General features: G+C 71.6%; 27 protein-coding genes. 11 read left to right on the forward strand and 16 right to left on the reverse strand.

What is annotated here, in order from left to right; all coding sequences use genetic code 11:
- The first annotated feature begins 62 nt into the window (after nucleotides 1-62).
- Nucleotides 63-488, forward strand: coding sequence for an Hsp20/alpha crystallin family protein (locus ACQPWW_RS17385; protein ID WP_433134401.1), 426 nt, complete (start codon nucleotides 63-65; stop codon nucleotides 486-488).
- Between the two features lie 125 nt (nucleotides 489-613).
- Here the strand turns inward: ACQPWW_RS17385 and ACQPWW_RS17390 are convergent, their stop codons facing one another.
- Together ACQPWW_RS17390 and ACQPWW_RS17395 are read right to left on the reverse strand one after the other, a co-directional pair.
- Nucleotides 614-937, reverse strand: a complete 324-nt coding sequence (locus tag ACQPWW_RS17390; protein ID WP_433134003.1) for a hypothetical protein — start codon at nucleotides 935-937, stop codon at nucleotides 614-616.
- Nucleotides 934-1329, reverse strand: coding sequence for a phage tail fiber protein (locus tag ACQPWW_RS17395; protein WP_433134005.1), 396 nt, complete (start codon nucleotides 1327-1329; stop codon nucleotides 934-936). The genes ACQPWW_RS17390 and ACQPWW_RS17395 overlap by 4 nt, the downstream gene beginning before the upstream one ends.
- A gap of 348 nt (nucleotides 1330-1677) precedes the next feature.
- Between ACQPWW_RS17395 and ACQPWW_RS17400 the strand changes: the two genes are divergently transcribed.
- The gene (locus ACQPWW_RS17400; protein ID WP_433134008.1) at nucleotides 1678-2193 is read left to right on the forward strand and encodes a hypothetical protein; all 516 of its coding nucleotides are present in this window, start codon (nucleotides 1678-1680) and stop codon (nucleotides 2191-2193) included.
- Between the two features lie 528 nt (nucleotides 2194-2721).
- Nucleotides 2722-3720: a tyrosine-type recombinase/integrase gene (locus ACQPWW_RS17405; RefSeq protein WP_433134011.1), complete on the forward strand. Its 999-nt coding sequence runs from the start codon at nucleotides 2722-2724 to the stop codon at nucleotides 3718-3720.
- 25 nt (nucleotides 3721-3745) lie between these two features.
- Here the strand turns inward: ACQPWW_RS17405 and ACQPWW_RS17410 are convergent, their stop codons facing one another.
- Entirely contained in the window at nucleotides 3746-4117 is a 372-nt protein-coding gene (locus tag ACQPWW_RS17410; RefSeq protein WP_433134014.1) for a VOC family protein, read from the reverse strand.
- Between the two features lie 72 nt (nucleotides 4118-4189).
- On the opposite strand from ACQPWW_RS17410, the gene ACQPWW_RS17415 reads away from it, so the two are divergent.
- Nucleotides 4190-5035, forward strand: a complete 846-nt coding sequence (locus ACQPWW_RS17415) for an LLM class flavin-dependent oxidoreductase (RefSeq protein WP_433134016.1) — start codon at nucleotides 4190-4192, stop codon at nucleotides 5033-5035.
- 54 nt (nucleotides 5036-5089) lie between these two features.
- Here ACQPWW_RS17415 and ACQPWW_RS17420 read toward each other — a convergent pair whose 3' ends face one another.
- Entirely contained in the window at nucleotides 5090-6793 is a 1704-nt protein-coding gene (locus ACQPWW_RS17420) for an acyl-CoA dehydrogenase family protein (protein ID WP_433134018.1), read from the reverse strand.
- Between the two features lie 147 nt (nucleotides 6794-6940).
- Between ACQPWW_RS17420 and ACQPWW_RS17425 the strand changes: the two genes are divergently transcribed.
- Together ACQPWW_RS17425 and ACQPWW_RS17430 are read left to right on the forward strand one after the other, a co-directional pair.
- Nucleotides 6941-7399 carry an Rv0361 family membrane protein gene (locus tag ACQPWW_RS17425; RefSeq protein WP_433134021.1) on the forward strand — a complete coding sequence of 153 codons (459 nt, stop codon included), beginning with the start codon at nucleotides 6941-6943 and terminating at the stop codon, nucleotides 7397-7399.
- Nucleotides 7400-7451: 52 nt separating this feature from the next.
- Nucleotides 7452-8597 (forward strand): low temperature requirement protein A, encoded by a 1146-nt coding sequence (locus tag ACQPWW_RS17430; RefSeq protein ID WP_433134024.1) that lies wholly within the window; start codon nucleotides 7452-7454, stop codon nucleotides 8595-8597.
- 22 nt (nucleotides 8598-8619) lie between these two features.
- Here ACQPWW_RS17430 and ACQPWW_RS17435 read toward each other — a convergent pair whose 3' ends face one another.
- The 6 genes from ACQPWW_RS17435 to ACQPWW_RS17460 all read right to left on the reverse strand — a co-directional run bounded on the left by ACQPWW_RS17435 (nucleotide 8620) and on the right by ACQPWW_RS17460 (nucleotide 14715).
- Complete coding sequence (locus tag ACQPWW_RS17435) at nucleotides 8620-9336, reverse strand: thymidine kinase (protein ID WP_112586966.1); 717 nt, start codon at nucleotides 9334-9336, stop codon at nucleotides 8620-8622.
- Between the two features lie 56 nt (nucleotides 9337-9392).
- The gene (locus tag ACQPWW_RS17440) at nucleotides 9393-10784 is read right to left on the reverse strand and encodes an MFS transporter (protein WP_433134026.1); all 1392 of its coding nucleotides are present in this window, start codon (nucleotides 10782-10784) and stop codon (nucleotides 9393-9395) included.
- A gap of 19 nt (nucleotides 10785-10803) precedes the next feature.
- Nucleotides 10804-11571, reverse strand: coding sequence for a glycerophosphodiester phosphodiesterase (locus tag ACQPWW_RS17445; RefSeq protein ID WP_433134029.1), 768 nt, complete (start codon nucleotides 11569-11571; stop codon nucleotides 10804-10806).
- A gap of 193 nt (nucleotides 11572-11764) precedes the next feature.
- Nucleotides 11765-12427 carry a tetratricopeptide repeat protein gene (locus tag ACQPWW_RS17450; protein WP_433134032.1) on the reverse strand — a complete coding sequence of 221 codons (663 nt, stop codon included), beginning with the start codon at nucleotides 12425-12427 and terminating at the stop codon, nucleotides 11765-11767.
- Nucleotides 12428-12507: 80 nt separating this feature from the next.
- On the reverse strand, nucleotides 12508-13785 hold the full coding sequence (locus ACQPWW_RS17455) for a serine hydrolase (protein ID WP_433134034.1): 1278 nt from the start codon (nucleotides 13783-13785) through the stop codon (nucleotides 12508-12510).
- A gap of 156 nt (nucleotides 13786-13941) precedes the next feature.
- The gene (locus tag ACQPWW_RS17460; RefSeq protein ID WP_433134403.1) at nucleotides 13942-14715 is read right to left on the reverse strand and encodes a lysophospholipid acyltransferase family protein; all 774 of its coding nucleotides are present in this window, start codon (nucleotides 14713-14715) and stop codon (nucleotides 13942-13944) included.
- Nucleotides 14716-14879: 164 nt separating this feature from the next.
- On the opposite strand from ACQPWW_RS17460, the gene ACQPWW_RS17465 reads away from it, so the two are divergent.
- The 3 genes from ACQPWW_RS17465 to ACQPWW_RS17475 all read left to right on the forward strand — a co-directional run bounded on the left by ACQPWW_RS17465 (nucleotide 14880) and on the right by ACQPWW_RS17475 (nucleotide 18570).
- Nucleotides 14880-16292 carry a cytochrome ubiquinol oxidase subunit I gene (locus ACQPWW_RS17465; protein ID WP_433123940.1) on the forward strand — a complete coding sequence of 471 codons (1413 nt, stop codon included), beginning with the start codon at nucleotides 14880-14882 and terminating at the stop codon, nucleotides 16290-16292.
- A 14-nt stretch (nucleotides 16293-16306) separates the two neighbouring features.
- Nucleotides 16307-17305, forward strand: a complete 999-nt coding sequence (gene cydB, locus ACQPWW_RS17470; RefSeq protein ID WP_433123942.1) for a cytochrome d ubiquinol oxidase subunit II — start codon at nucleotides 16307-16309, stop codon at nucleotides 17303-17305.
- Between the two features lie 71 nt (nucleotides 17306-17376).
- On the forward strand, nucleotides 17377-18570 hold the full coding sequence (locus ACQPWW_RS17475) for a GNAT family N-acetyltransferase (protein WP_433123943.1): 1194 nt from the start codon (nucleotides 17377-17379) through the stop codon (nucleotides 18568-18570).
- Between the two features lie 42 nt (nucleotides 18571-18612).
- On the opposite strand, the gene pip is transcribed toward ACQPWW_RS17475, so the two are convergent.
- Both pip and ACQPWW_RS17485 read right to left on the reverse strand, forming a co-directional pair.
- Nucleotides 18613-19587, reverse strand: coding sequence for a prolyl aminopeptidase (pip, locus tag ACQPWW_RS17480; RefSeq protein ID WP_433123945.1), 975 nt, complete (start codon nucleotides 19585-19587; stop codon nucleotides 18613-18615).
- Between the two features lie 97 nt (nucleotides 19588-19684).
- Nucleotides 19685-20146 (reverse strand): hypothetical protein, encoded by a 462-nt coding sequence (locus ACQPWW_RS17485; RefSeq protein ID WP_433123946.1) that lies wholly within the window; start codon nucleotides 20144-20146, stop codon nucleotides 19685-19687.
- A gap of 96 nt (nucleotides 20147-20242) precedes the next feature.
- On the opposite strand from ACQPWW_RS17485, the gene ACQPWW_RS17490 reads away from it, so the two are divergent.
- Nucleotides 20243-20695, forward strand: coding sequence for a MarR family winged helix-turn-helix transcriptional regulator (locus ACQPWW_RS17490; protein ID WP_433123947.1), 453 nt, complete (start codon nucleotides 20243-20245; stop codon nucleotides 20693-20695).
- 6 nt (nucleotides 20696-20701) lie between these two features.
- On the opposite strand, the gene ACQPWW_RS17495 is transcribed toward ACQPWW_RS17490, so the two are convergent.
- Both ACQPWW_RS17495 and ACQPWW_RS17500 read right to left on the reverse strand, forming a co-directional pair.
- Nucleotides 20702-21388: a hypothetical protein gene (locus ACQPWW_RS17495; protein ID WP_433123949.1), complete on the reverse strand. Its 687-nt coding sequence runs from the start codon at nucleotides 21386-21388 to the stop codon at nucleotides 20702-20704.
- Between the two features lie 83 nt (nucleotides 21389-21471).
- Nucleotides 21472-21933, reverse strand: a complete 462-nt coding sequence (locus tag ACQPWW_RS17500) for a peroxiredoxin (protein WP_433123951.1) — start codon at nucleotides 21931-21933, stop codon at nucleotides 21472-21474.
- Between the two features lie 155 nt (nucleotides 21934-22088).
- Here ACQPWW_RS17500 and ACQPWW_RS17505 point away from each other — a divergent pair, with 155 nt between their 5' ends.
- Entirely contained in the window at nucleotides 22089-22817 is a 729-nt protein-coding gene (locus tag ACQPWW_RS17505) for an SDR family NAD(P)-dependent oxidoreductase (RefSeq protein ID WP_433123952.1), read from the forward strand.
- A 35-nt stretch (nucleotides 22818-22852) separates the two neighbouring features.
- Here the strand turns inward: ACQPWW_RS17505 and ACQPWW_RS17510 are convergent, their stop codons facing one another.
- Both ACQPWW_RS17510 and ACQPWW_RS17515 read right to left on the reverse strand, forming a co-directional pair.
- On the reverse strand, nucleotides 22853-22978 hold the full coding sequence (locus ACQPWW_RS17510; RefSeq protein ID WP_433123953.1) for an MFS transporter small subunit: 126 nt from the start codon (nucleotides 22976-22978) through the stop codon (nucleotides 22853-22855).
- A complete protein-coding gene (locus ACQPWW_RS17515; RefSeq protein WP_433123954.1) occupies nucleotides 22975-24387 on the reverse strand; it encodes an OFA family MFS transporter in 1413 nt (470 codons plus the stop codon). Before ACQPWW_RS17515 ends, ACQPWW_RS17510 begins: the two co-directional genes overlap by 4 nt.
- Nucleotides 24388-24632: the final 245 nt, after the last annotated feature.

Consider the following 24632-nt stretch of genomic DNA (forward strand, 5'->3'; position numbering starts at 1 on the left):
GAAGTTGAGTCACCCCGGCTCAACTCATCACCTTCGGCCAGGAGAACCGAGGAGGCATGACCATGTTGATGCGTACCGACCCGTTCCGCGAGATCGACCGGCTCGCCGAGCAGTTCTTCGGTACGGCAGCCCGTCCCGCGACGATGCACCTGGACGCCTACCGCGACGGCGACCACTTCTACGCGGCGTTCGACCTGCCCGGCGTCGACCCGGACACCATCGACTGCACCGTCGAGCGCAACGTGCTCACCGTCCGCGCCGAGCGCCGCCGGCCCACCGGCGACGGCGTCGAGCTGGTCGCCGCCGAACGCCCGATGGGCACCTTCACCCGGCGGCTGTTCCTGGGCGACACACTGGACACCGACAAGCTGGAAGCCGGCTACGAGCACGGGGTGCTGACGTTGCGCATCCCGGTCGCCGAGCGCGCCAAGCCCCGCCGCGTGACCATCACCGCCAACGGCGACGGACGCCGGCAGATCAACGCATGATCACGGTGTCGGGTGGGATCGGCGCGCCTTCGCGCTGATCCCACCCGAGGCTGAGAGCCTTTTTCACATGGTGTTCCCCGACGCTCCGGTGCTGACCCGCCCGTCCGCGCCACCCGCGCTGCCGATCAGCACCCCGTCGCGTACCGGCAGGACGAGTCGAGCCCGATGTTGAGGGTGGCGCCAATGTCCCCGCTGGTCAGGGTCTTGGTCCACGCCAACAGGTTTCCGCTCGACGCGGTGTCGACCGTCGGCGTGCCGGCGAGTGTTGTCCACCCGAGCGCGGGCATGTCCGTCGTCGGCAGGCCGGGGACCAGCGACAGCACCAAGACCGCGAAGTGTCCGGCTTGCGCCCTGGCCACGCCGTCCGAGAGGACGAGATGCTGACGGTGGTGCCGGGGGTAGCCGAGCTGCTGGTGGACGCGACGTACGACGATGCTGCCTCGGCTCACCCCGCTCGGGTCAGCCGAGGGTGGCGACGATGGTTCCGGCCGGGAAGGTCAGGGAATCTCGCCCCGACGGCCTTCGGTGCGCTGAGCGCGCCGTAGTACAGCCGGCGCGGGGAGCCGGCCGAGTCCCAGATTTCGGCACCGACGATCGTCCCGACGGAGAGGCCGCTGAACGTGACGGTGCCGCTGTTGGCTGCGCCTCCGGCGGATGCGGCGGCCATGGTGACGGTCTGCCGGAGGTAGGAGCCGCCGGTGACCTCGGTGCCGGCGGCGGTCGCGCTGCCGTTGGCTGTGACCAGGGCCAGCCGGATCGGGGTGGTGGGTGCGGTGTGCGCGGAGGTGCCCAACGTGGCGTCGAGCAGCCGGTTGGCCTCGGTCTGGGTGAGTGCCGGCACGGTGCTACTCCTCGCGTGAGCCGGTGATTGTGGATGCCCGCTACCCGCCCGCCTCACCTGAAGAAGGCGGCGGGGCGGGTGGCGTTGCAACGACACGGGGCATGCTGCTGGTGATTTGCAGCGTTTAGCCGCGGTCTTTATTGCCGCCTCTAGCGAAATCGACGGGTGTCCGTATATGATCACTGCGAGCGGCATTGATTGGCCCAGAGTTCAGGGGACTCGGCTGGGCATTTAGATCCGATGTGGGTCTGCCGCCCTTTGGTGTCATGCCCTTCGGGGTATTTGATTGATTGGCGATGGCACTAATCGTGCTGCCATCCCATTCGAACATTGACTTTAGGAGAACACGTGTCTACTGCGAGACGGATCGGCCGGCTGCTGTCACTCGTCCTGACCGGCAGTGTTGCGTTGATGGTTGCACCGTCCCCCGCCTCGGCGTCCCCGTTCTACCCTTACGAGACCAACCAAGCTGCCTTGACCTCTGCAAGTCCCCCCTCGGACGCAATCTGCGACCGAGTTCAAATCTCTTCGTCGTACTACATCGAGGGCTGCTTCCAGAAGTACGGCGACCGCTGGTGGGTGCGCCAGATCGGGAATGACATCACGACGCGGGCGTACATCGAGTGGGAAAATGAACTGGCCGCCTATCAGGGACCTTTGGGTACACCCAATTATGAGGTTTACCGAGACGGGCAGTGTCTTGCGGCGCCGAGCACCTCTCAATGGAGTACCTGCGAAAAGGACTACTACGAAAACAGCAGCACGAACTACTTCGGCCTAAAAGGCAGTCGACTGTACTGGCACGTGTGCCTTGCCCCCTATGACTCGTGCTACACCAGCCGGACGACCGTAAACAACGGCTGACGCATCGGCGCGGAAGCGCGCCGTAGGATGCCTGGCTGCCTCCCCACCTGGAGGGGGAGGCAGCCAGGCAGTCACGGGGACGGTTGGGACCGGGCGCGGATCATTTCGACCAGGTCCCGTTCGGTGGCCTTGGACAGCGGTTGAGGAAGATTCATGTCGAGATTGGCGCTATCGGTGATCTTGGCAGATCAGCTCTGGATGTAGCGGTGCTGTGAGGTCTTCGGGATGCCGGTCTTCTTGGAGATTGCCCCGAGGGTGAGGCCGGTGCGTATCGGCCAAGTCCTGCCCGCCGACGCCGAGCACAAATGCAGGTGTCTCGGTCCGCCCCATCCAGACGGTCGCCGGGCGGGTTGAACACGCTGATGTTGAAGGCGTCGCCTTCGACCAGCGGGATGTCCGTGGTTGCCCGCCGCGTGACCATCACCGCCAACGGCGACGGACGCCGGCAGATCAACGCATGATCACGGTGTCGGGTGGGATCGGCGCGCCTTCGCGCTGATCCCACCCGAGGCTGAGAGCCTTTTTCACATGGTGTTCCCCGACGCTCCGGTGCTGACCCGCCCGTCCGCGCCACCCGCGCTGCCGAGTGGACCGCTCGAGGTCACCGAGGCGTGGCTGCGGAACCGGCGGTTGTCCGAGCACACCCGCGACGCGTACCGACGCGACGTCACCGGCTGGCTCACCTGGTGCGCCGGGCGCGACCTCGACCCGCTGCGGGCCACGTTCCTGCACGTCAACGAGTACGCCCGCACGTTGGAGTCCACACTCGCCGCCCGCAGCGGCCGACCGCTGACCCCGGCGACAGTGGCGCGCCGGCTCTCCGCGCTGTCCAGTTGGTACGACTTCCTCGCGAAGCTGGGCGCGGTGCCGGCCAACCCGGTAGCCGGCGCGGACCGGCCGCGCGTCGACCGGGACCACTCCGCCACCCTCGGGCTCAGCCCGGAGGAGGTGGACGCCCTGCTCGGCGCCGCCGACGCGGACACCGGCCCGACCGCCCTGCGCAACCGGGCGGCGATCGCGCTCCTCGCCGACCTCGGCCTGCGCGTCGGAGAGCTGATCTCGCTGGACCTGAGCGACCTCGGCGCCGAACGCGGCCATCGCAGCGTGCGCTTCGTCGGCAAGGGCGGCAAGCAACGCCGCCGGGCCCTCACCCCCGGCACCGGGTACGCCGTGGACGCCTACCTGGCCCAGCGGGCCGCCGCCACCGGCGTGCCCGTGCCACAGCTGACCGGGCCGCTGCTGGTCACCGCCAGCGGCGCCCGGCTGGACCGGCACTCGGTGTTCCGGATGGTCCGCCGGCTCGCCCGCGCCGCCGGCATCGCGGCCTGGGCGAAGCTGTCACCGCACTCACTGCGACACGCCTTCGCCACCACCGCCCGCTCCGAGGGCGTGCCGCTGGAGGACGTGCAGGACGCGATGGGCCACGCCGACCCGCGCACCACCCGCCGCTACGACCGCGACCGGCACAACCTCGACCGCGACCCGGCCTACGTGGTGTGGGCGGCCCGGTCCCGTCGCCGCGGCTGACGGTCACCCGCCGCCGCTCACCCGCTCAGCTCTGCGGGCGGGGGCAGATGCAGAACGGCTGCCCGATCGGGTCGAGAAGCACCACCCACCGGTCACCGCCGGGCTGGAAATCCGGCTTGGACGCGCCCGCCGCGACGAAGGTGGCCTCCGCCGTCGCGAGGTCGTCGACATACAGATCCAGGTGGTAGCGCTTGTCGCCGTCGGGATCGGGCCAGGCCGGCGGCTGGTAGCCCTCGACCAGACCGAAACCGATGGAGACGACACCGGAATTGATCATCGCGTACTCGGGTTGGCTGTGGGTGATCTCCCAGCCGAGCACCTGGTGGTAGAACGCGGCGTGGCCGGCGGGGTCGGAACTGTCGAGGTTGACCATGGCGAGGTCCGCAGAGACTGTCACGCCAGCAGTATGCCGCCGGGGCCCGACATCTCCGCGCACCTGCGCGTCGGACCCCCGCCCTACGGTCGACGGATGAGACACGGTCTGGAAATCTCCTGCGGTGGCGCCGCCATCGGGGTGTCCGTTCTGGTGGAGCTGGGTGAGCTGGCCGAACACGCCGGTTGGGACGGCGTGTTCCTGGAGGACTACCTGATCCACTACTCCGGGGAGGAGCCGTTCACCTACGACCCGTGGCTGGTGCTCACCGCGATCGCCGGCCGTACCGACCGGGTGCGGCTGGGCACCACCGTCACCGCGCTGCCCCGCCGCCGGCCGGCGAAGCTGGCGCGGGAGGTCCTCACCCTCGACCACCTCAGCGCGGGCCGCGCCACAGTGGCGGTCGGCGTCGGTGACCCCGCTGACCGTGGGCTGGCCGCGTTCGGCGAGCAGACCGAGGTGTCGGTGCGCGCCGCGATGCTCGACGAGGGTCTGGACCTGCTGACCGGGCTGCTCAGCGGCGAGCGGGTCGACCACCACGGCAACCACTACCGCGCCGACGGGGTCGCGCTACGACCTCCGCCGGTGCAGTCGCCCCGGGTGCCGGTCTGGGTCGGCGGCAGCATCCAGGCCGGCGCGGTCCGTCGCCGCGCGGCCCGCGCCGACGGCATCGTGCCGTACAAACTCACCGACACCAAGGGGTGGTCCGACCTCACCCCCGACGAGGTCCACGACCTGGTGACCACGCTGCCGCCGACCCGCGCCGACGGCCAGCCGTTCGACGTGGCGATCGGCGGCCGGCGGCGACGACCCGACGACCGTGCCGAACGCGCGTACCTCGGTCAGCTCGCGGCGGCCGGTGCGACCTGGTGGTTGGAGTTCGTCCCCGTCGGCGATCCGGCGGCCATGCGCGCCGCCGTCGCCCGCGGGCCGCTGCGGTGACACCGGGGGACGGCGGCGACCCGCGGGCCGCCCCGCTCGATCAGCGCCGACACGTCAGCAGAGCAGGTCCAGGTGGTGGTGGGCGTCCTCGGCGATGTCCTCGTGCCGCAGCCAGCGGCGCGCCCACAGCCGGGCCGCCAGTTCCGCCTGCTCGTCACCCCACGCGGCGTGCTCGACGAGCAACGCGGTGGTCAGCGCGTACGCCAGGCGCAGCGCCAGACCACGGGCGCCGGCCTGCACCGCCGCGGCGCCCGGATCGGCGGTCACCGAGGTGATGGTGTCGCCCAACCGCGCGGCCGCGGCGGCCAGAGTGTCGGCAAGCGTCGGCGACAGCGGTCGGGCCAGGTCGACCGCTGCGGCGAGCCGACCCAGCACCGGCGTGCCGGCGTCCTCCCGGGTCAACGCGCGCAGCACGTCCAGGGCCAGCACGTTTGTGGTGCCCTCCCAGATCGGCAGCACCTGCGCGTCGCGCAGCAGCCGGGGCACGCCGGTGTCCTCCACGTAACCGGCCCCGCCGAAACTCTCCACGTACTCGCTGGCGGAGCTGACGGCCAGTCGACCGGTGGCCAGCTTCGCCAGCGGCGCCACGATCCGCAGCTCCGCCGCGGCCGCCGGGTCGGCGCCGACCTCGACCCGCCCCAGCAGGGCGAACGCGTGCCCAGCGAGGGCGAACGCGCCCGCCGCGTCGACAGCGAGGGTGCCCAGGGTGGCCCGGTGCAGCGGCGAGGACACCAGCGGTCCGCCGGCGACGTGCCGCACCTCGGCGTACGCGCGGGCGTAGTCCAGCCCGCGTCGCATCCCACCGGCCGCCGCGGCGGCGTTGTGCACCCGGGTCACCACGACCAGTGTCATCGCCCGGACCAGGCCGGGCACCGCCGGATCACCAAGCGGGAGGGCGTACGCGTCGTGCAGACCGATCTCGGCGGTGGGCAGCGCACGGGTGCCGAGCTTGTCCTTGAGCCGGCGCACGATGACACCCGATGCGGGCGCGTCCGGCGCCCCACCGATGCTCAACGGCGAGTCGGCCGCGTAGCGGGGGACCAGGAACGGCGCGAGCACCCGGCTGCCGCGCCCGGCGTCCTCCGGTCGCGCCAACGCCACCGCCATCGCCGCGTCGGCAGCCGAGCAGAACCACTTCTCCCCGGTCAGCCGCCAGGACCCGTCCGCCGCCGGTCGGCCGATCGTGCTCGACCGGCCCAGGTCGGAGCCGCCCTGCGACTCGGTCATCCACTGCCCGCTGGTGATCGCCGTCGCCGGGTCCGTGGAGATCAGCCGGGGCAGCCACGCGTCGCGCACCGCGGCGTCCACGTCGGGCATGCTGAGCAGCGCCGCCGCCCCGTCGGCCATCGCCACCGGGCAGGAGAACGTCGCCGACTCCGGCCCGTACAGGTGCAGCAGGGCGTGTTGCACGACCCGCGCGGCGGCGCCCCAGGTGCCGCGCGCGTCGGACAGGTAGGGCAGCGCGACCACGGCGTGCCGGGCGGCGGCGACGCGCTGCGCCTGCCAGCCGGCGGAGGTGTCGATCCGGTCGATCCGCGCGCCCCACGGGTCGTAGCGGACCAGGGTCGGCGGGTGCGCCTCCGCGTCGGCGTGCGCCGCGCGCAACGGCCCGGTGACGTCGGCGGCCAGGTCGGCGAGGCGTCCCTTCGCGTCGGCGTGCCCCGCCGGGCCCAGGTGGCGCTCCAGCCAGGACCGCAGCAGGCCGTCACCGGCGTACGGGTCGACGGGAGGTAGTACGGGCTGCACGAAGCGGCTCATCGATCGACTCCTGGCACTGCTCGGGGGTGTGCGCCGACGGTAGACGATCCGCTGCCGATCCGAACAGGGCAGTCCCACGCACCCGGGTACCGCTGATTTCCGGCTTGTCGCACTTCAGCGCGATCGTGTTCTCTACGGTCGGTAGTCGTGGGTGCCGGCCAGCCGTGGAGCCGACCGGCCCGGCGCAGCCGCCCGATGCGCACCGGGTTGGCGTTCGCCGGGTTCGGTGTGGCGCTGTGCTGTGTCGGGGTGGCCGGGCTGGCCGCCTGGAACCTGCAGACCGTCCGTCAGGCCGCCGGCCCGATCCGGGAGACCGCCGACGACTTCCTCAGTGAGGTCGCCCTGGGCGACAGCGACCAGGCCTACGAGCGGCTCTGCGCGGACGCGCGCAGCCGGTGGAGCGCGATCGGCTTCACCAGTTGGGTACGCACGCCGCCGATGGTCACCGGCTACGAGATCACCGACGTGTCGGTCGCCACCCGCGGCGGACGACCACACGGCACGGTGACGGTGAAGGTGACCCGCGACGGCGGGCTCAGCGAGGAACGGCGCCTACCGGTGGTCCGCGAGGGCGGGGACTGGCGGGTGTGCGGTGACCCCTTCTGAACCACCGGTCGTCGCCCCGGCGCGTCCGCAGCTGCTGCGACCCCGTCAGGGAGTGCAGCCGACCACCTCGACGGAACTCTTCTTCGACCTGGTCTTCGTCTTCTCCATCACCCAGTTGTCGCACTACCTGATCGAGCACCCGGGCTGGCGGGGCGCGCTGCGTACCGCGTTGCTGCTGGCGCTTGTCTGGTTCGTCTGGGTCTACACCACCTGGATGACCAACTGGCTGCAACCGGACCAGGGGCCGGTCCGGGCCATGTTGATCGGGGTGACGCTGGGCAGCCTGTCGTTGTCGGCGGCGATCCCGCAGGCGTTCGCCGAGACCGGTCTGCTCTTCGCGGTGGTCTACGTGAGCGTGCAGGTGGGCCGGACGATGTTCGGCCTGTGGGCGACGCAGGGCAGCCCGTGGCTGGTCGCCGGCTTCCAGCAGTCACTGCCGTGGATAGCCGGGACGTCGGTGCTGGTGGTGCTCGGCGGCCTGGTCGGCGGGGTCGCGCGGGAGGTGCTGTGGGCGGCGGTGATCGTGATCGAGGTGGTCGGGCTCTGGATCGGCTACCCGCTGCCGAAGCGGGGGCGCAGCCGCCCCGAGCGGTGGATGGTCGAGGGCGGGCACCTGGCCGACCGGTGCGGGGCGTTTGTCCTGATCGCGCTCGGCGAGTCGATCCTGGTCACCGGGGGCACCCTCACCCAGCACGTGGACCTGGTGACCTTCGGGGCGTTCCTGGTGGCGTTCGCCGGGTCGGTGGCGCTGTGGTGGGTGTACTTCGCCCGGTCGGCCGCGGCCGCGACCGAGGTCGTCGCGCACGCCGGAGAGCGCACCGGCGCGCTGAGCCGGGTCGCCTTCAACTACCTGCACCCGGTGATCGTCGCCGGCGTGATCGTCACATCGGCGGGCGACGAGCGGCTGCTGCGCGAGCCCGGCGCGCCCGCCACCACGGTCGCCGCGCTGTTCACCCTGGGCGGTCCGGCGCTCTTCCTCGCCGGGCATGCCGCCTACAAGGCGCTGCTGTGGCGGACCCTGCCGACCAGCCGGATCAGCGCGGTGGTGCTGCTGCTGGCGCTGATACCGGTAGGCGTGGGGCTGGGCGCGTCGGTGGCGGTGTGCGCCACGGCGGCGCTGGCGGTGACCGTCGCCGTCATCGTGGCCGACCGGTCGCGGGCGGTGCGCCCGCGGCGGCGGGCGGCGGGGTCCGGGTGACCCGGTCGGCGCGGCAAGCCGCTCAGTCGCGGGGACCGAGGTCGCCGCTGCGGTAGTGCCGGCGGCAGAGCACCTGGTAGCGCACCTCGGCGGTGTCGACGGTGTCGCCGATGACGACCTGGGCGCCTTCGCGGACCACCCGCCCGTCGACGACGCGGGCGTTGAGCAGCCCCTCCCGGCCGCACCAGCAGAGCACCTCGACCTGGATGCGGGCCACCTCGTCGGCCAACTCGAAGAGCCGTTGCGCGGCGGGGAACAGGCGGGACCGGAAGTCGGTGGCCAGGCCGAACGCGAACACGTCGACGTCGTAGCTGTCGACCAGCTCGGCCATCTGCTCGACGTGCTCGACGGTGTAGAAACACGCCTCGTCGCAGATCAGGTAGTCCACGCGTACCCCGTCGGCCCACCGGCCGCGGACCAGGGCCCGCAGGTCCAGGTCGTCGGTGACCTCGATGGCCTCGTGGGCCAGGCCGATGCGGGTGGTGACCTGCGGGCCCAGCGACCTGTCGATGCGGGTGGTGACCAGCCCGCGGCGGCCCTGCCGGGCGTGGTTGTAGTTCATCTGCAACGCCATCGTCGACTTGCCGCAGTCCATCGGCCCCCAGAAGAACTTCAACGCCGCAGCGTGCACCGGACGCCCGTCGAGCCCCCGCGCGGCCGCGCACCCGGCGGGTGCGTGCGGTTGGCCGGGGAACGGGTGGGCCAGGCAGGTCGGAGCGGTGGCGGCGTCGTCTGTCACGGTCGGGCAGCCTAGCCGATCGGCCGACCCCGATCTGACGGGCGCGGGACGCGTGCTCAGAGCACCCGGGGTGGGGTGTTACCGGCGGCGACGATGGCGCGGCGGATCGGCACGGCGGCCAGGAGCACGAAGCCGACCACGAAGAAGATCAGCAGGGAGACCAGGCCCACCCGGTAGGAGGCGGTGAGTTGGAACACCAGACCGAAGGCGAGCGGGCCGAGCCAACTGGTGCCCTTGTCGCTGATCTCGTAGAAACCGTAGTACTCGCCTTCCTTGCCAGCCGGAATCAGCTGGCTGAACAGCGACCTGCTCAACGCCTGACTGCCGCCCAGGACCAGGCCGATGGCCGCGCCGAGGATCATGAACGGCACCGGCGCCTCGGCGGGCAGCCGGAACGCGGCGATGATCACGAAGGTCCAGAGCACCAGGCTGAGCAGCACGGTCTTGTGCGCGCCGATGCGCTTGGCCAGCGCGCCGAGGCTCAACGCGCCACCGAAGGCGAGGAACTGCACGAGCAGGATCGTGATGATCAGGGTGCTCTGCTCCAGGCGCAGCTCCTCGGTCCCGTACTGGCTGGCCAGGGTGATGACCGTCTGGATGCCGTCGTTGAAGACCAGGAAGGCGAGCAGGAAGAACAACGTCAACGGGTACGCCTTGATCTCCCGCATGGTGCGGCCGAGTTGCCGGAACCCGTCGGTGACCACGTTGCCGCCGCCGGTCAGGGCCGCGACGCTGGGGCGCTCGCGCAGCCAGCGCAACGGCACCAGCGTGAACACCGCCCACCACACCCCGGCGGACACGATCGACCAGCGGGCCAGGTCCAGGGTGCGTTGCGGGTTGTCCCCCTCGTCGAGCACTGTGATCGCGACGAGGTTCAGCGCCAGCAGCAGGCCGCCGCCGAGGTAGCCGATCGCCCAACCGCGGCTGGAGATGCCGTCGCGTTCGTCGGGGCCACCGAGTTGCGGCAGGAACGAGTTGTAGACCACGACCGCCGCGCCGAACGAGATGTTCGCGATCAGGAACAACACCCCGCCGAGCAGGTAGCGGTCGCCGGTGACGAAGGCCATCGCGATTGTCGCGCCGGCGCCGGTGAACGCCGCCCCGCCGAGCAGCCGCTTCTTGTGCGCCGACCGGTCGGCGATCGCCCCGATGACCGGCAGCACGAACACGGTGAGGAACACCGACAGGGAGATCAGGTACGGGTAGTAGGAGCCGGCCGCGACCCGGATGCCCAGCGGGTGCACGTACCCGTCGCAGGTGTCCGCGCCCAGCTCGCAGCCGGCGGCCAGCTCGGCGACGGTGGTCAGGAACGGGCCGAGGAACACGGTGATCACCGTGGTCTGGAACGCGGAGTTGGCCCAGTCGTAGACGTACCAGCCCCTGCGCTCGCGACGGGTGCTCGCCGGGGGCGGGGTGTCGTCCACCGTGGGGGTCACGGTCTCGGCCATCCGGAGGTCCTTCGATCGGTCAGGCGGCCCAGTGGCCGCGGCTGCGGTAGACGTCGCGCAGCACGCCGACGTGATCGGTCATGATGCCATCCACACCGAGATCCAGTAAGTAGTGCATCTGGGCGGGTTGGTCGATCGTCCAGACGTGCACCTGGAGGCCGAGTCGGTGGCAGTAGTCGAGGAACCGGCGGTCCACCACCGGCACCCGCCCGTAGCGCGGTGGCACCTGCGCGGCGACCACCGACGGGGGCAGCCGCAGTGGCCGCCCGTGCAGGGAGGCGAGCCGCAGCCGGGCGACCCCGCGCATACCCAGGCTGGTGGCGACCCGTCCGTCGGTGAGGGCGCGCAGCCGGGTCAGGCGGGCGTCGCTGAACGACGCGAGCAGCACCCGGTCGGCGGCGCCGACCCGGGTCACTGTCGCGACCGTCGGCTCGACGCCGCCGTCGGCCTTCACGTCGATGTTGAAGCGGACCTGCGGCCAGGCGCCCAGCACCTCGTCGAGCCGGGGTACGACGGCAGCGCCGCCGACCCGTACCGAGGCGAGATCGGCCCAGCTCAGCTCGGCGATGCGCCCCGCCTCACCGGTGACCCGGAGCAACGTCGGGTCGTGGAAGATCACCGGCACGCCGTCGGCGGTGGCGTGCACGTCGGTCTCCACGTACCGGTAGCCGAGCCCGACGGCGCGGGCGAACGCCTCGGTGGTGTTCTCGTCTCCCTCGGCGGCACCGCCGCGGTGGGCGAACGCCAGCGGCGCGGGGGCGTCCAGGTAGCCGAATCGGGTCAACACGCGACGCAGTATGCCCGCTGCCGGTGGACCCCGGATGGCCTGCCGGCGACATTCGTCGTTCGACGGCGCCGGTCAGGCCAGCCGGTCAGCCGGGCCACCGCGGAGCCGTCGAGGTCGGCGAGGGTGGGTGTCGGAAAGCCCGGCGCCCACCCCGGCTCGGCGTCATGCACCGCGTACCGCCCCGCTCGGACGTTCAGATCCGTGTTCTCGCCTGCTCGATGTGGCCCACGATGGCGTTCGCACCATGAGTGCTTGCGATGGCGTACGCCTCGTCGAGGGTGGCGAGCGCGTCCGCGCGGCGGTCCTGGGCCGCGGCGATGTAGGCCAGCCCGATCATGTTGGAGGCCACGCCGGCCATTGCCCCGGTCTCCCGACGCAGCCGGCATGACTCCTGCAGCAGTTCGCGCGCCTCGTCCAGCCGACCAGCCGTGTGAGCCACGATGCCCAGGTGCCGCAGGGCCTCGGACCAGGTCGGTTTGTCGCCGACCTGGGCCGCGAGCCGACGGGACCGCTCCAGGTACGGAACCGCCGTCTCGTTGTCCCGTCGAATGAACTGGTGGAGACAGCCGATCCAGAACAATGCCTCGGCCTCACCCCGCGTGTCACCCAGCGCCTGGTACAACCCGAGCGCGCGCTCGAACAACGGCAGTTGGGCGGGATCTTCCGCGGGCGACGAGCCTGGATCGCTCGACGCGCTCTGAAACCGTGCGTGGAGTATCAGTCCACGCGCCAGCGCCGTGTCGGCGTCGACAGCGTCCAGGCCACGCTCGGCGTCAGCGAGCGCGCTGGTGTCGCCGTCGAACACCGCCCTCTGGTAGGCCTCTCGGGCCCGTTCGATGCGGTCGTCGGTGTTCATCGTCGCCCCCCGCTGGCATCGTCCTGCTTACTGGGTTCGGCAGTCTAATCGGGACATGGGCTGCGCCGCCGCGCTGGCCGTCAGCCGCAGATCAGGTCGTCCAGCAGCGTCATCTGCCGCTGGACGACCGCCATCGCCGGGCCCGGGTCGGCCAGCTCGGTGGCCAGGTACAGGACCGTCGATCGACGCCCGTCCGGGCTGACCGCGGCGAGGGTGCTCATCCCGGGCATGGAGCCGACGTGCGCCCAGGAGCCGCCGCACCGGTTGGGTATCCACATGACGCCCAGCCCGTAACGGATGCCGGCCCGGATCCCCTGGAACCCGTCGGCCAGCACGGTGGTGCGCAGCTCGCCCAGTTGCGCGGGCCGCAGCAGCTCGCCGCGGCCGACCGCCTGCCAGAAGCGGGCCAGGTCGCTCGGGGTGCTGACCAGGCCGCCAGCCGAGGCCGTCACCGTCGGGTTGAACACTGTCGTGTCGACCATCGGCCCGCCCGGTGCGAACTGCCGGTATCCGTTGGCGTGTGGCTGGGGCAGGGTCGGCTGGTCACCCGGGTAGTACGTGTGGGTCAGGCGCAGCGGCAGCAGGATCCGGGAGCGCACCTCGGTGTGCCACAGGTGTCCCGTGACGCGTTCGATGAGCATCCCGGCCAGCAGGTAGTTGGTGTTCGAGTAGCTCCAGGCGGTGCCGGCGGCGAACAGCGGCGGGTGCCCCATCGCGGTCGCCACCTGCTGCGCCTCGGTGTAGTGGTCGAAGCGGTGCGCCAGGAACTCGTCGGCCGATCGCAGGGCGGCGAGGTCGCCGGTGGAGTCGTAGAGGCCGCTGGTGCGGCCCTGCGCGGCCAGCGACCTCAGCAGGTCACGAATCCAGCGCACCCCCTCGGGATCCAGCCCGTTCACCGGCTCGTCGAGCAGCAGCACCGCCGGATCACCCAGCAGCGCCGCGGCGACCCCCAGGCGCTGGCCCATCCCGAGGGAGAACGTCCCGGCCCGCCGTCCGGCCGCGCCGGTCAGGCCGACCAGGTCGAGGACCTCGTCGACCCGGGCGGGTGGGATCGCGTTGCTGGCGGCCAGCGCGCTCAGGTGGGCGCGGGCGCTGCGGCCCCTGTGGAACGCCTTGGCCTCGAGCAGCGCGCCGACCTCCCGCAGCGGCCAGCGCAACTCGCGGTAGCGGCGACCGCCGATCCGCACCTGGCCGGCGTCGCACCGGTCCAGCCCGAGGATCAGCCGCATGGTGGTGGACTTGCCCGAGCCGTTCGGGCCCAGGAAGCCGGTGACGCTGCCCGGCCGTACGTCGAAGCTGAGCGCGTCGACAGCGACCATCGGTCCGTATCGCCTGGTGAGGTTTCGGGCCTCGATCACCCGATCTCCTTCGATCTCCTTCCGTTGTCCGGGTGGCTACGGAAGATCACGCTAGGCGCGCGGTGGTCCGGGAAGGAGCCGGCTGACAGCCGTCTTCGGCTGGGGGATTTCCCCCAGGCCGGCCGGGTGGGGGAGCGACGCGATCGCCGTGGCGGGTCAGTCGGGGTTGCGGCGGTGGGCGCGGCTGGGGTCGCTCGGGCGGCCGGGGTCGACGTGGCGGGGCAGGTCCGGTTCGTCGGGGCGCAGCGGGGCGAGGGTGTCGGTGAGCGCGTCGATGATCCGGTCGGTGGCGCGGCGGGCGGCGCCGGGGGTGGCGGCGGACGTCTCGCCCAGGTCGACGGGCGCGCCGAAGTGCACCCGGATCACCGGACGGCGCCGCAGCGCGCGGGCGATGCCGCGCAGCATCCCCCGGGGCGCCCGGTAGGGCAGCACCTCGTGGGCGCCCCACTGGGAGACCGGCACGACCGGCGCGCCGCAGTCCAGGGCGAGTCGGGCGGCCCCGGTCTTGCCGCGTTCGGGCCACATGCCGGGGTCCAGGCCGATGCGCCCCTCCGGGTAGATGAGGATCACCGATCCGCTGGCGACGGCGCTGGCGGCGTCGTCGAGGGCCCGGTGGACGGCGCTGCTGCCCCGGTCGACCCGGATGTGGCCGGCGTGGCGCATGGCGGCGCCGAGCACCGGCGCACGGAACAGCCCGGCCGTGGCCATGATCCGGGGGGCGATGCCGCGGGTCTGGCAGGCGGCGGCCATCACCAGCGGGTCGAACGGGCTGATGTGGTTGGCGGCCAGCACCAGCGGGCCGCGGCGGAGGTGCGCCGGGACGTCGCCGGTGACCTCGAGGCGGGCGAGCAGCCCGACCAGGGCGCGGGCCAGCAGCAGGGCGCCCCGCCAGATCAGCGGCGGCTGCCAGGGGGAGGGCGCGGTGTCCATCAGCGCGCCATCGTCGCATGCGCCGGGGTGGTCGCGAGGGCGGGTCGGGGTGATCAGGGTCATTGGTCCCGGGTCGTTTCGGGCCGCCCGGCCCTGCTGTTTTCTCTACGACGAGCAGTAGTATTTACTACGTCTCGTAGTACGAATGGCATGGGGGTTCTCAGGTGGACGCGTTGGACGTTGCCCGCTGGCAGTTCGGTGTCACCACCGTCTACCACTTCCTCTTCGTTCCACTGACCATCGGCCTGTCCGTGCTGGTGGCCATCCTGCAGACGATGTGGCACCGCACCGGCAACGAGCGCTACCTGAAACTCACCAAGTTCTACGGCAAGCTCTTCCTGATCAACTTCGCCATGGGTGTGGTCACCGGCATCGTGCAGGAGTTCCAGTTCGGCATGAACTGGAGCGACTACTCCCGCTTCGTCGGCGACATCTTCGGCGCGCCCCTGGCCATCGAGGCGCTCGTCGCGTTCTTCCTCGAATCCACCTTCATCGGCCTGTGGATCTTCGGCTGGGACCGGCTGCCCAAGCGGGCACACCTGGCCAGCATCTGGGCCGCCGCGATCGGCACGAACCTGTCCGCGTACTTCATCCTCGCGGCGAACTCGTTCATGCAGAACCCGGTCGGCTACCGCATCAACCCGGACACCGGGCGGGCCGAGCTGACCGACTTCCCGGCCGTGCTGACAAACAAGGTCGCCCTGATCACCTTCCCGCACACCCTGGCCGGCTCGTTCCTGGTCGCCGGGTCGCTGATCGTCGCGGTCGGCCTGTGGCACGTGATCCGCAACCGCGACTCGGCCGACACCGGCGCGTACCGCTTCGCCACGAAGTTCGGCTCCTGGGTGGTCCTGGTCGCCTCCGCCGCCGTGCTGTTCACCGGCGACATCCAAGGCAAGATCATGACGGATGTGCAGCCGATGAAGATGGCCGCCGCCGAGGGCCTCTACACCACCGAGAGCCCCGCCTCGTTCTCCGTGCTCACCATCGGCAGCCTCGACGGCAGCCGCGAGGTGTTCGCCCTCAAGATCCCGTACCTGCTGTCGTTCCTGGGCACCGGCGACCCGCACGGCACCGTGCGCGGCATCGACGACCTCCAGGCCCAGTACGCCACCCAGTACGGCGCGGGCAGCTACACCCCGATCATCCCGGTCACCTACTGGAGCTTCCGCTTCATGATCACCTTCGGGTTGGCCGCCGGGGCCATCGCCCTGCTGGTCCTGTGGAGCCAGCGCAAGGGCCGCACCCCCAGCAGCAGGTGGCTGCTGCGCGCCGGGCTGGCCATGCCGGTGCTGCCGCTGCTTGCCAACTCCTTCGGCTGGATCTTCACCGAGATGGGCCGCCAGCCGTGGATCGTCTTCGGCGAGATGCTCACCCGCAACGGGGTGTCACGCAGCGTCTCGCTGGCCGAGGTGCTCACCTCGTTCACCGCCTTCACGCTGATCTACGCCACCCTCGCCGTGATCGAGGTGAAGCTGCTGTTGCGCTACGCCAAGGCCGGCGTGCCCGACGTCAGCGAACAACCCCCCGCCGACGACACCGACGACGCCGAGCGCCCGCTCGCCTTCGCCTACTGATCCCGGAGCCCATCGTGGAACTGACCACCATCTGGTTTCTCCTCGTCGCCGTGCTGTTCACCGGGTACTTCATCCTGGAGGGCTTCGACTTCGGCGTCGGCATGCTGCTGCCCGTCCTGGGCCGCGACGACCGCGAGCGCCGCGTCCTGATCAACACCATCGGGCCGGTCTGGGACGGCAACGAGGTCTGGCTGATCACCGCCGGTGGCGCCATGTTCGCCGCGTTCCCCGAGTGGTACGCCACCCTCTTCTCCGGCTTCTACCTGCCGCTGCTGCTGATCCTGCTGGCCCTGATCGCCCGGGGCGTCGCCTTCGAGTACCGGCACAAGCGCCCCGAGGCGTCCTGGAAGCGCCGCTGGGACACCGCCATCTTCGTCGGCTCACTGCTGCCGGCGATCCTGTGGGGCGTCGCCTTCGCCAACATCCTGCGCGGCGTGCCGCTGGACGCCGACCACGAGTACGTCGGCGGCCTCGTGGACCTGCTCAACCCGTACGCCCTGCTCGGTGGCGCGACCACCCTCGCGCTGTTCCTCACCCACGGCGCGGTGTTCCTCGCCCTGAAGACCGCCGGCGACATCCGGGAGCGCGCGGGCGCGCTCGCGGTGCGCCTGGGTGTCGCCGCCGCCGTGCTCGCTGTCGCCTTCCTGACCTGGACGCTGAGCATCCGCTCCAGCGCGGCGGCCGTCGTGCTCGCCGTCGGCGCGGTCCTCGCCCTGCTCGGTGGCCTGGCCGCCGCCCGGGTACGCCGGGAGGGCTGGGCGTTCACCGGCACCGCCGTGGCGATCGGCCTGGCCGTGGCGACCCTGTTCGCGGCGCTGTTCCCGAACGTGCTGCCGTCCACGCTGGATGCGGCGGGCACGTTGACGGCCACCAACGCCGCCTCCACCCCGTACACCCTGAAGATCATGACCTGGGTGGCGGTGATCTTCACCCCGGTCGTCCTCGGGTATCAGGCCTGGACCTACTGGGTGTTCCGCAAGCGCATCGGCGTGGCCAACATCCCCCAGCACTGACCCTCGGCCCGAGGCCGCTGCCGGCCGAAAAACCGGCGGTCGCCGACAGTGCGCCCCGCTAGGGTGTGCCGATGCCCGACGCCGTGCACGTTCGTGAACTCACCGCCGACGACCTCGACGCCGCCTGGGAGTTGGGCCGGTTCGCGTTCGGCTCCGATCCGCAGCGCCCCGCGCACGCCACAACCACGCCGGCCGGCATGACCCGCTACGGCGCGTTCGACGACAGCGGTCGGCTCGTCGGCAAGGCCGTCGACCTGCACCACGACCAGTGGTGGTCGGGCCGGGCGGTGTCGGCCGCCGATGTCGCGGGGGTGGCGGTGGCCCCCGAGGCCCGTGGCCGGGGCGTGGCCCGTGCCATGCTCACCGGCCTGTTGCGCGGGGCCCGCGAGCGGGGGGCGGCGGTCAGCGCGCTCTACCCGACGGTGGCCGCCCCGTACCGGGCCTGCGGGTGGGAGGCCGCCGGTGTGCTGCGTACCGTCGACGTGGCCACCGCCGCGCTGCCCCGGCACCGGCCCTGCCCGGATCTGGCGGTGCGGGCCGGCACCGTGGCCGACCTGCCCGCCGTCGCCGACCTGTACGAGCGGGTCACCCGGCACCGCAACGGCATGCTGACCCGCCGGGGTGAGCTGTTCGACTTCTTCGCCGCCAACGGGGGTCTGCCCGGCGACGGTCTCACCCTCGTCGAGCGCGACGGCGACCTGGTCGGCTACGCCACCTGGCGGCGGGGCCGGGGCTACGGCGCCGACTCGGTGCTCACCGTCGACGAGGCCCTGGCCGTCACCGCCGACGCCGCCCGGGAACTCGTCGCGGTGCTGGGCAGTTGGGCCAGCGTCGCGCCGACCCTGCGGCTGTGCCCGCTCGACGGCGACGCCGTCAGCCCGCACCTGCCGCTGGAGTCGGCCCGCGACCACGAGCGGGACCTGTGGATGCACCGACCTGTCGACGTCGTCCGCGCGGTGAGCGCGCGCGGGTGGCCCGCCCACGTCCGGGGCGTCGTCGACTTCGGCCTCACCGACGCGCTCGCCGAGTGGAACACCGGCGCCTGGCGGTTGACCGTCGCCGATGGTGCCGCCGAGCTGACCCGGGTCGGCGGCGAGGTCGACCTGCGGCTGGACGTCCGCGGCTTCGCCCTGCTCTACGCCGGGGCGGCCCACGCCCGCTCGGTGGCGCAGGCCGGGTTGCTGCACCACGGCCCGGGTGCCGACCCGAGCGCGCTCGACCTGCTGGGCGCCGGGGGGCCGGCGCAGCTGCTCGACTACTTCTGACGTGGGGGCCGGCCGCGCGGCGGCACCGACCCGACGATGGCTCTACCCGCCAGGGGCATCGTTGGCCGCGAACCGGTCGAGGGCACGAAGAACGTGCTCCCGCGTCTCGGTGGTGCCGAGGTGTCCGGCGCTCTCGATCACGGTCAACGTCGAGTCGGGCCAGGCACGGTGCAGGTCCCACGCGGTTTGCAGCGGCCCGCCCAGGTCGAGTCGGCCGTGGATGAGGACGCCGGGAATGCCGGCCAGCCGCTCGGCGTCGCGCAGCAGGGCGCCCTCCTCCAGCCACGCACCGTGGGAGAAGTAGTGCGCGCAGATACGCACGAAGGCCAGCCGAGCCGAGGAAGGGCGGTCGCCGTACGGATGGGACGCGCCACCGGTCTCTCCGGACAGGACCGCGTCCTCCCACGCGCACCAGTCGATCGTGGCCCTCTCCCGTACGGCGGGGTCAGGATGGTCCACGAGGTCGGCGTACGCGGCGACGACGTCCCCGTCGCGGGGTGTGCCCGGGGCGCCGTCGAGGAATCGCTCCCACTGCTCCGGGAAGAACCGGCCGACGCCCCGGTAGAGCCAGTCGATGTCGGCGCGCCGGGTCATGGTGACGGCGGCGATGACGATCTCCGACACCCGCCGGGGGTGTTGCTGCGCGTAGGCGAGGATGAGCGTGGAACCCCAGGAGCCGCCGTGCAGCAGCCAGCGGTCGATGCCGAGGCGTTCGCGTAGCCGCTCCATGTCGGCGACCAGGTGCCAGATGGTGTTGTGCCGCATGTCGGTCGCCGGGTCGCTCGCGTGTGGTGTGCTGCGGCCGCAACCACGCTGGTCGAACAGGACGATCCGGTACCGGTCCGGATCGAAGTACCGACGCCAGCCGGTCCCACACCCGGAACCGGGCCCGCCGTGCACGACCAGCGCCGGCTTGCCGGCCGGGTTGCCGCACACCTCCCAGTACACGAGGTTGCCGTCGCCGACGTCGAGCATGCCCGTCTCGAACGGCGCGATCGGCGGGTACAGCTCGGTCACGGTCCACACCTCCCTGAAGCGGAAACGCGATCGTATGGCGACGACGGCTCTCCTCAACCCCGCGCTCGACGGTGAAGCGGCCGGTCCGGGATCGCCGTCAGCCCGGGCTCGCGGCCAGCTCGGCGTTCGCGCGCTCGGTGACGAGGGCGAGCACCCGCGCCGCCGTGCTGGCCTCGTCGGTGGGGATGTCCGCGTACAGCCGGGCGCCGATCCCGGCGACGGCGGCGGCCACGCCGCGCCGCGCGGCGTGACCGGCGTCGGTGAGCGCCACCTGCGGCTCGGGGCCGTCGGCCGCGGTGGCTGGGCCGTCGACCCGCGCCAGGTCGGCGTCGACGAGTTGAGTGATCACCTCGTGTACGGCCGGTTCGTCGACCTTGAGCGTGCTGGTGATCCGGTGCACGAACCGGTCCCGCTCGATGGGGCCGGCGGCGAGGACGTTGAGCGCGAGCACCTGACCGAAGCTGAGCCCGAGCGGCGTGACGGCGCGCTCCAGCAGGGCGCGGGTGGCGTAGTGGGCCTGGCCGATGACCTGCCCGTTGAGGGTGGGGACAGTGGACATGACGCCTCCTTCAGAACGTTGGCCGAGCCAACGTTGGAGCCGCCAACGTTACACCAAATTGTGGGTCGCGCCAACGATTACTGGTAGGCTGCGCCAATGGATTCCGCGGCCCCGCAGTCACCCGCCGGGCTGCGCACCACCCCGACCTGGCTGCTCAACCAGACCGCCAGCCACGCCACCCGCCTGCTCACCGAGGGCTTCGCCGCGCACGACCTGCGCGGCTACCACTACCGGCTGCTCGCCTCGCTCACCGAGGACGGCCCGGCCAGCCAGGCCGACCTCGGCCGCCGCTGCGGCATCGACCGCAGCGACGTCGTCGCGGCCATCAACGACCTGGCCGGCCGAGGGCTCGTCGTACGCGCCCCCGACCCGGCCGATCGCCGCCGCAACGTCATCAGCGTCACCGACGCCGGCGCCGCCGAGGCCCGCACACTGGGCCACACCCTCGACCGCGTCCAACGCGACCTGCTCGCCCCGCTGTCCGCCAACGAACGAGAGCAGCTGACCCGCCTGCTCACCCGGCTGCTGGAACACCACAGCCGGCACTGACCCGCCTCAGCGTGCCTCGCGCAGCTCCGCCAACCGGGCCTCGATCTCGGCCAACTCGGCGCGCAGCTTCTCCGCCTGCTGCTCCGCCTCGGCCCGCTCGGTGCCGAGGATCTGCTCCACCGCCTCCTGCACCCCCGGCACGTCGACAAGGGCCACCATCTTCAACGCCTCCGCCGGCTTCACCACGTACGGCTTCGCGAGAGCCTTGCTGCCCTGCTGCGCGGCGACGGTCCACTCACCGTCGGCGTACGCCAGGGTCACCGTCAACCCCGCCGGGCCCTTCGGCTTGACGGCCTTGACCGCCCTGCGCGCCGGCGGCTTCTCCGTCTGCTCCACCTTCGGCTCCTCCTGTCGCTGCGCGGGCACCCGCGGCGTGTCCAACACGAACTCCGGCGCCGCCACCGCCGGCGACTCCTGCGGCTCCGGCTCCGGTTTCGGCTCCACCACCCGACGCGTCGCGCCCTTGGGCGCCACGGCCAGGTCGGCGGGGGAGAACGGCAACTCGTCCCGCCCGAAACGCACCACCACGAACTCGTCGGACACCTCGGGGTCGGTCAGCTCGATCACCTGACCGACCTGACCGGCGATCTGCCCCGCCGCAGCGGTGAACACCACCCGCGGTTTACGCCCGGCCGCCAACGACTCCCGGATGCTCTGCACCTCGCTAGTGGACAAACCCTGGCCGGCATCCATCACAACCCTCTTCCGTACACCTGTTTGATTGCTGTCTTGATACCAGCCGACTGCGACACCCGCCGCACGGGGCTCACGCCCACTCAGCCGCCCAACGCCCGCAGCGCCCGGTCGGCGTGGTCGTTCATGCTGACCTCGCTGTGGATCACCTCGACGACCCGCCGGTCGACGCCGATCACGAACGTCATCCGCTTCGTGCTCAACGGCCCCAACGGCACCCGCCGCTTCACCCCGAACTGCTGCGCCACCGTCCCGTTGGAATCGGAGAGCAGCGGGTAGTCGAAGCCGTGCAGCTGGGAGAACTGCGCCTGCTTGGCCACCGGGTCCCGGCTGATGCCCACCCGCGACGCGCCCACCGCCGCGAACTCCGCCGCGAGATCCCGGAAATGGCAGCTCTCCGCCGTGCACCCCCGGGTCATCGCCGCCGGGTAGAAGAACAGCACCACCGGCCCGGTCGCCAGAAACTCCGACAGCCGCCGCGGCGTGCCCGTCTCATCCGGCAGCTCGAAATCCCGCACCTCGTCGCCGACACCCACACCCGCCACCGCGCACCTCCGTTGTCGATCGAACGCGCGGTGAGCGTAAGCGATCACGCCGAGAGCGCCGTCACCTCGTCCACCATCGCCGCGGCCCGGCCCGCGCCGGTCACGGTAGCCTCGGCGCGACAGTCGCGCAGCCGTGGAGAAGCTCGGGAGGCACCGTGGCACCCGTTACCGTCATCACCGGTGGCGGCCGTGGCATCGGCGCGGCCACCGCCCGCCGCCTCGCCCGCGGCGGCCACCACATCGCGTTGTGCTACCGCCGCGACGACGCCGCCGCCACCGCCGTCCTGGCCGACCTGCGCGCCGCCGGCGCACAGGCCCTCGCGGTACGCGCCGACACCACCGACCCCGACCAGGTCAACGCCCTGTTCGACGCGGCCGCCCAACTCGGCCCGCTCACCGGCCTGGTCAACAACGCCGGCGTCACCAGCCCGATCGGACCCTTCACCGAGCTACGCGTCGACGACCTGCGCCGGGTCGTCGACGTCAACCTCGTCGGCTACGTCCTCTGCGCCCAGCAGGCCGCCCGCCGACTGACCGACGGCGGCGCGATCGTCAACGTCTCGTCGGCCGCCGCGACCCTCGGCAGCCCGGGGGAGTACGTGCACTACGCCGCGGTGAAGGCCGCCACCGACACCCTCACCGTCGGCCTGGCCAAGGAACTCGCCCCGAAGGGCATCCGGGTCAACGCCGTCGCACCCGGCCTCGTGCGCACCGACATCCACGCCGTCTCCGGTGTACCCGACCGCGCCGACACCGCCGCCGGTCGCATCCCGCTGGGCCGCGCCGGCGAACCCGACGAGATCGCCGCCGCCATCGCCTGGCTGCTCAGCCCGGACGCCTCGTACACCACCGGCACGGTCCTGCGGGTCTCCGGCGGCCTCTGACCTCGCGTGCGCGGGCAGAGACCGCCGGACCCGGTTCAGTGCGTGAACAATTTCGCCGCCGTGATGACGGTCTGCGCCACCCCGTAGCCGAGCAGCGCCGCCACCACCAACCAGGAGATCCACAACCGGGCCCGCTGCCCGGATCGACTGTCGTCGCTCATCGCGTGGCACTCCTCTCCGCCATCGTGTCCTCATCCACGCCGTCCTCCGCCGACGGTTCGTGGTAGCGCTGCGGCACCGGCCGCACCAGCAGGTTCGCCACGAAGCCCACCGCGAGGACGCCCACCATCGTGAACAGCGCCGGCCGGTACGCCGCCGCCGTCAACGAGCCCGGCTCGCCCTGCGCGTCGAGGAACCCGTTGACGATCAGCGGACCCGCGATCCCCGCCGCCGACCAAGCGGTCAGCAGCCGGCCGTGGATCGCACCGACCTGGAACGTGCCGAACAGGTCCCGCAGGTACGCCGGCACCGTGGCGAACCCGCCGCCGTAGAACGACAGGATCACGCACGCCAACAACACGAACAGCGCCGTCGCGCTCTGCCCGACCAGGGCCAGCAGCGCGTACAGCACCATGCCGACCCCCAGGTACACCAGGTAGATCGGCTTGCGGCCGATGACGTCCGAGGTGGACGACCACACGAACCGGCCCGCCATGTTGAACAGCGACAGCAGCCCCACGAACCCGCCGGCCGCCGCCACCGACACCGCCGACGTGCCGTTGTCCCGGAAGAAGTCCTGGATCATCGGGCTGGCCTGCTCCAGGATGCCGATACCCGCCGTCACGTTGCAGAACAGCACCACCCACAGCAGCCAGAACGAGCGGGTCCTCACCGCGTTCGCCGCCGACACGTTCGCCGTGGTGACAAGCGGTTTCGCCGCCACGCTCGCCGGGTCGAAGCCGGCCGGGCGCCAACCCTCCGCGGGCACCCGCACGTTCGCCACCCCGAACATCATGATCACGAAGTAGCCGATGCCGAGCGTCACGAACAACCACACCAGGGCGCTGCCCGACGCCGTCGAGCCCGCGTTTGCCGGGTCGTAGCCGGGGTCGTAGAACGACAACAGTTGCCGGGACAGGGGAGAGGCCACCATCGCCCCACCACCGAACCCCATGATCGCCAACCCGGTGGCCAGGCCCGGCCGATCCGGGAACCACTTGATCAACGTGGAGACGGGGGAGATGTAACCGATGCCCAGACCGATGCCACCGAGCAACCCGTAGCCCAGATACAGCAACCACAGCTGCTTCGTGGCAATGCCCAGCGAACCCACCAGGAAGCCCGCCGCCCAGAAGCAGGCCGACACGAACATCGCCTTACGCGGCCCGTTCGCCTCCACCCACGTCCCGGCGACCGCCGCGGACAACCCCAACATCACGATCGCGATGCTGAAGATCACCCCGATCGCGGTCTGGCTGGTGTCGAAGTGGGCGATCAGCGAGTTCTTGTAGACGCTTGTGGCATAGACCTGACCGATGCAGAGGTGAATGGCCAACGCCGCCGGGGGGATGAGCCACCGGCTGTAGCCGGGCGGCGCGACGGTGTGCCGACGATCGAGTGCGGAAAGCATGTGCTGCTTCCTCTCCGACGAGGACGAGAGACGTCCCGCACAACGTGCCCACACCACACGCTTGCGGCAAACCTCACCATCGCCGGACGGTCACCCCGCTGAGCTGAGCGGTCAATCAGCGTCTGCCTGATCGACTCGAACCCCGGAAAGCCGGATCGACCCGGGTTGCGGAAAGCCGGATAGCGACGAGGGCGCCCCAACCTCCCGAAACCCGAGTCGATCACCTGTGCCATCGGCGGCAGGTG

The sequence above is a fragment of the Micromonospora sp. CA-240977 genome, assembly GCF_050942285.1.
Taxonomy (GTDB): Bacteria; Actinomycetota; Actinomycetes; order Mycobacteriales; family Micromonosporaceae; genus Micromonospora.

What these genes read in the sequence shown, in the direction of transcription:
- ACQPWW_RS17485 (WP_433123946.1), bottom strand. Translation starts at nt 20,146, where the DNA reads ATGTCCACTGTCCCCACCCTCAACGGGCAGGTCATCGGCCAGGCCCAC.
- ACQPWW_RS17415 (WP_433134016.1), top strand. Translation starts at nt 4,190, where the DNA reads ATGAGACACGGTCTGGAAATCTCCTGCGGTGGCGCCGCCATCGGGGTG.
- ACQPWW_RS17460 (WP_433134403.1), bottom strand. Translation starts at nt 14,715, where the DNA reads ATGGACACCGCGCCCTCCCCCTGGCAGCCGCCGCTGATCTGGCGGGGC.
- ACQPWW_RS17420 (WP_433134018.1), bottom strand. Translation starts at nt 6,793, where the DNA reads ATGAGCCGCTTCGTGCAGCCCGTACTACCTCCCGTCGACCCGTACGCC.
- ACQPWW_RS17440 (WP_433134026.1), bottom strand. Translation starts at nt 10,784, where the DNA reads ATGGCCGAGACCGTGACCCCCACGGTGGACGACACCCCGCCCCCGGCG.
- ACQPWW_RS17515 (WP_433123954.1), bottom strand. Translation starts at nt 24,387, where the DNA reads ATGCTTTCCGCACTCGATCGTCGGCACACCGTCGCGCCGCCCGGCTAC.
- ACQPWW_RS17510 (WP_433123953.1), bottom strand. Translation starts at nt 22,978, where the DNA reads ATGAGCGACGACAGTCGATCCGGGCAGCGGGCCCGGTTGTGGATCTCC.
- ACQPWW_RS17495 (WP_433123949.1), bottom strand. Translation starts at nt 21,388, where the DNA reads ATGGATGCCGGCCAGGGTTTGTCCACTAGCGAGGTGCAGAGCATCCGG.
- ACQPWW_RS17450 (WP_433134032.1), bottom strand. Translation starts at nt 12,427, where the DNA reads ATGAACACCGACGACCGCATCGAACGGGCCCGAGAGGCCTACCAGAGG.
- ACQPWW_RS17490 (WP_433123947.1), top strand. Translation starts at nt 20,243, where the DNA reads ATGGATTCCGCGGCCCCGCAGTCACCCGCCGGGCTGCGCACCACCCCG.
- ACQPWW_RS17385 (WP_433134401.1), top strand. Translation starts at nt 63, where the DNA reads ATGTTGATGCGTACCGACCCGTTCCGCGAGATCGACCGGCTCGCCGAG.
- ACQPWW_RS17405 (WP_433134011.1), top strand. Translation starts at nt 2,722, where the DNA reads ATGGTGTTCCCCGACGCTCCGGTGCTGACCCGCCCGTCCGCGCCACCC.
- ACQPWW_RS17475 (WP_433123943.1), top strand. Translation starts at nt 17,377, where the DNA reads ATGCCCGACGCCGTGCACGTTCGTGAACTCACCGCCGACGACCTCGAC.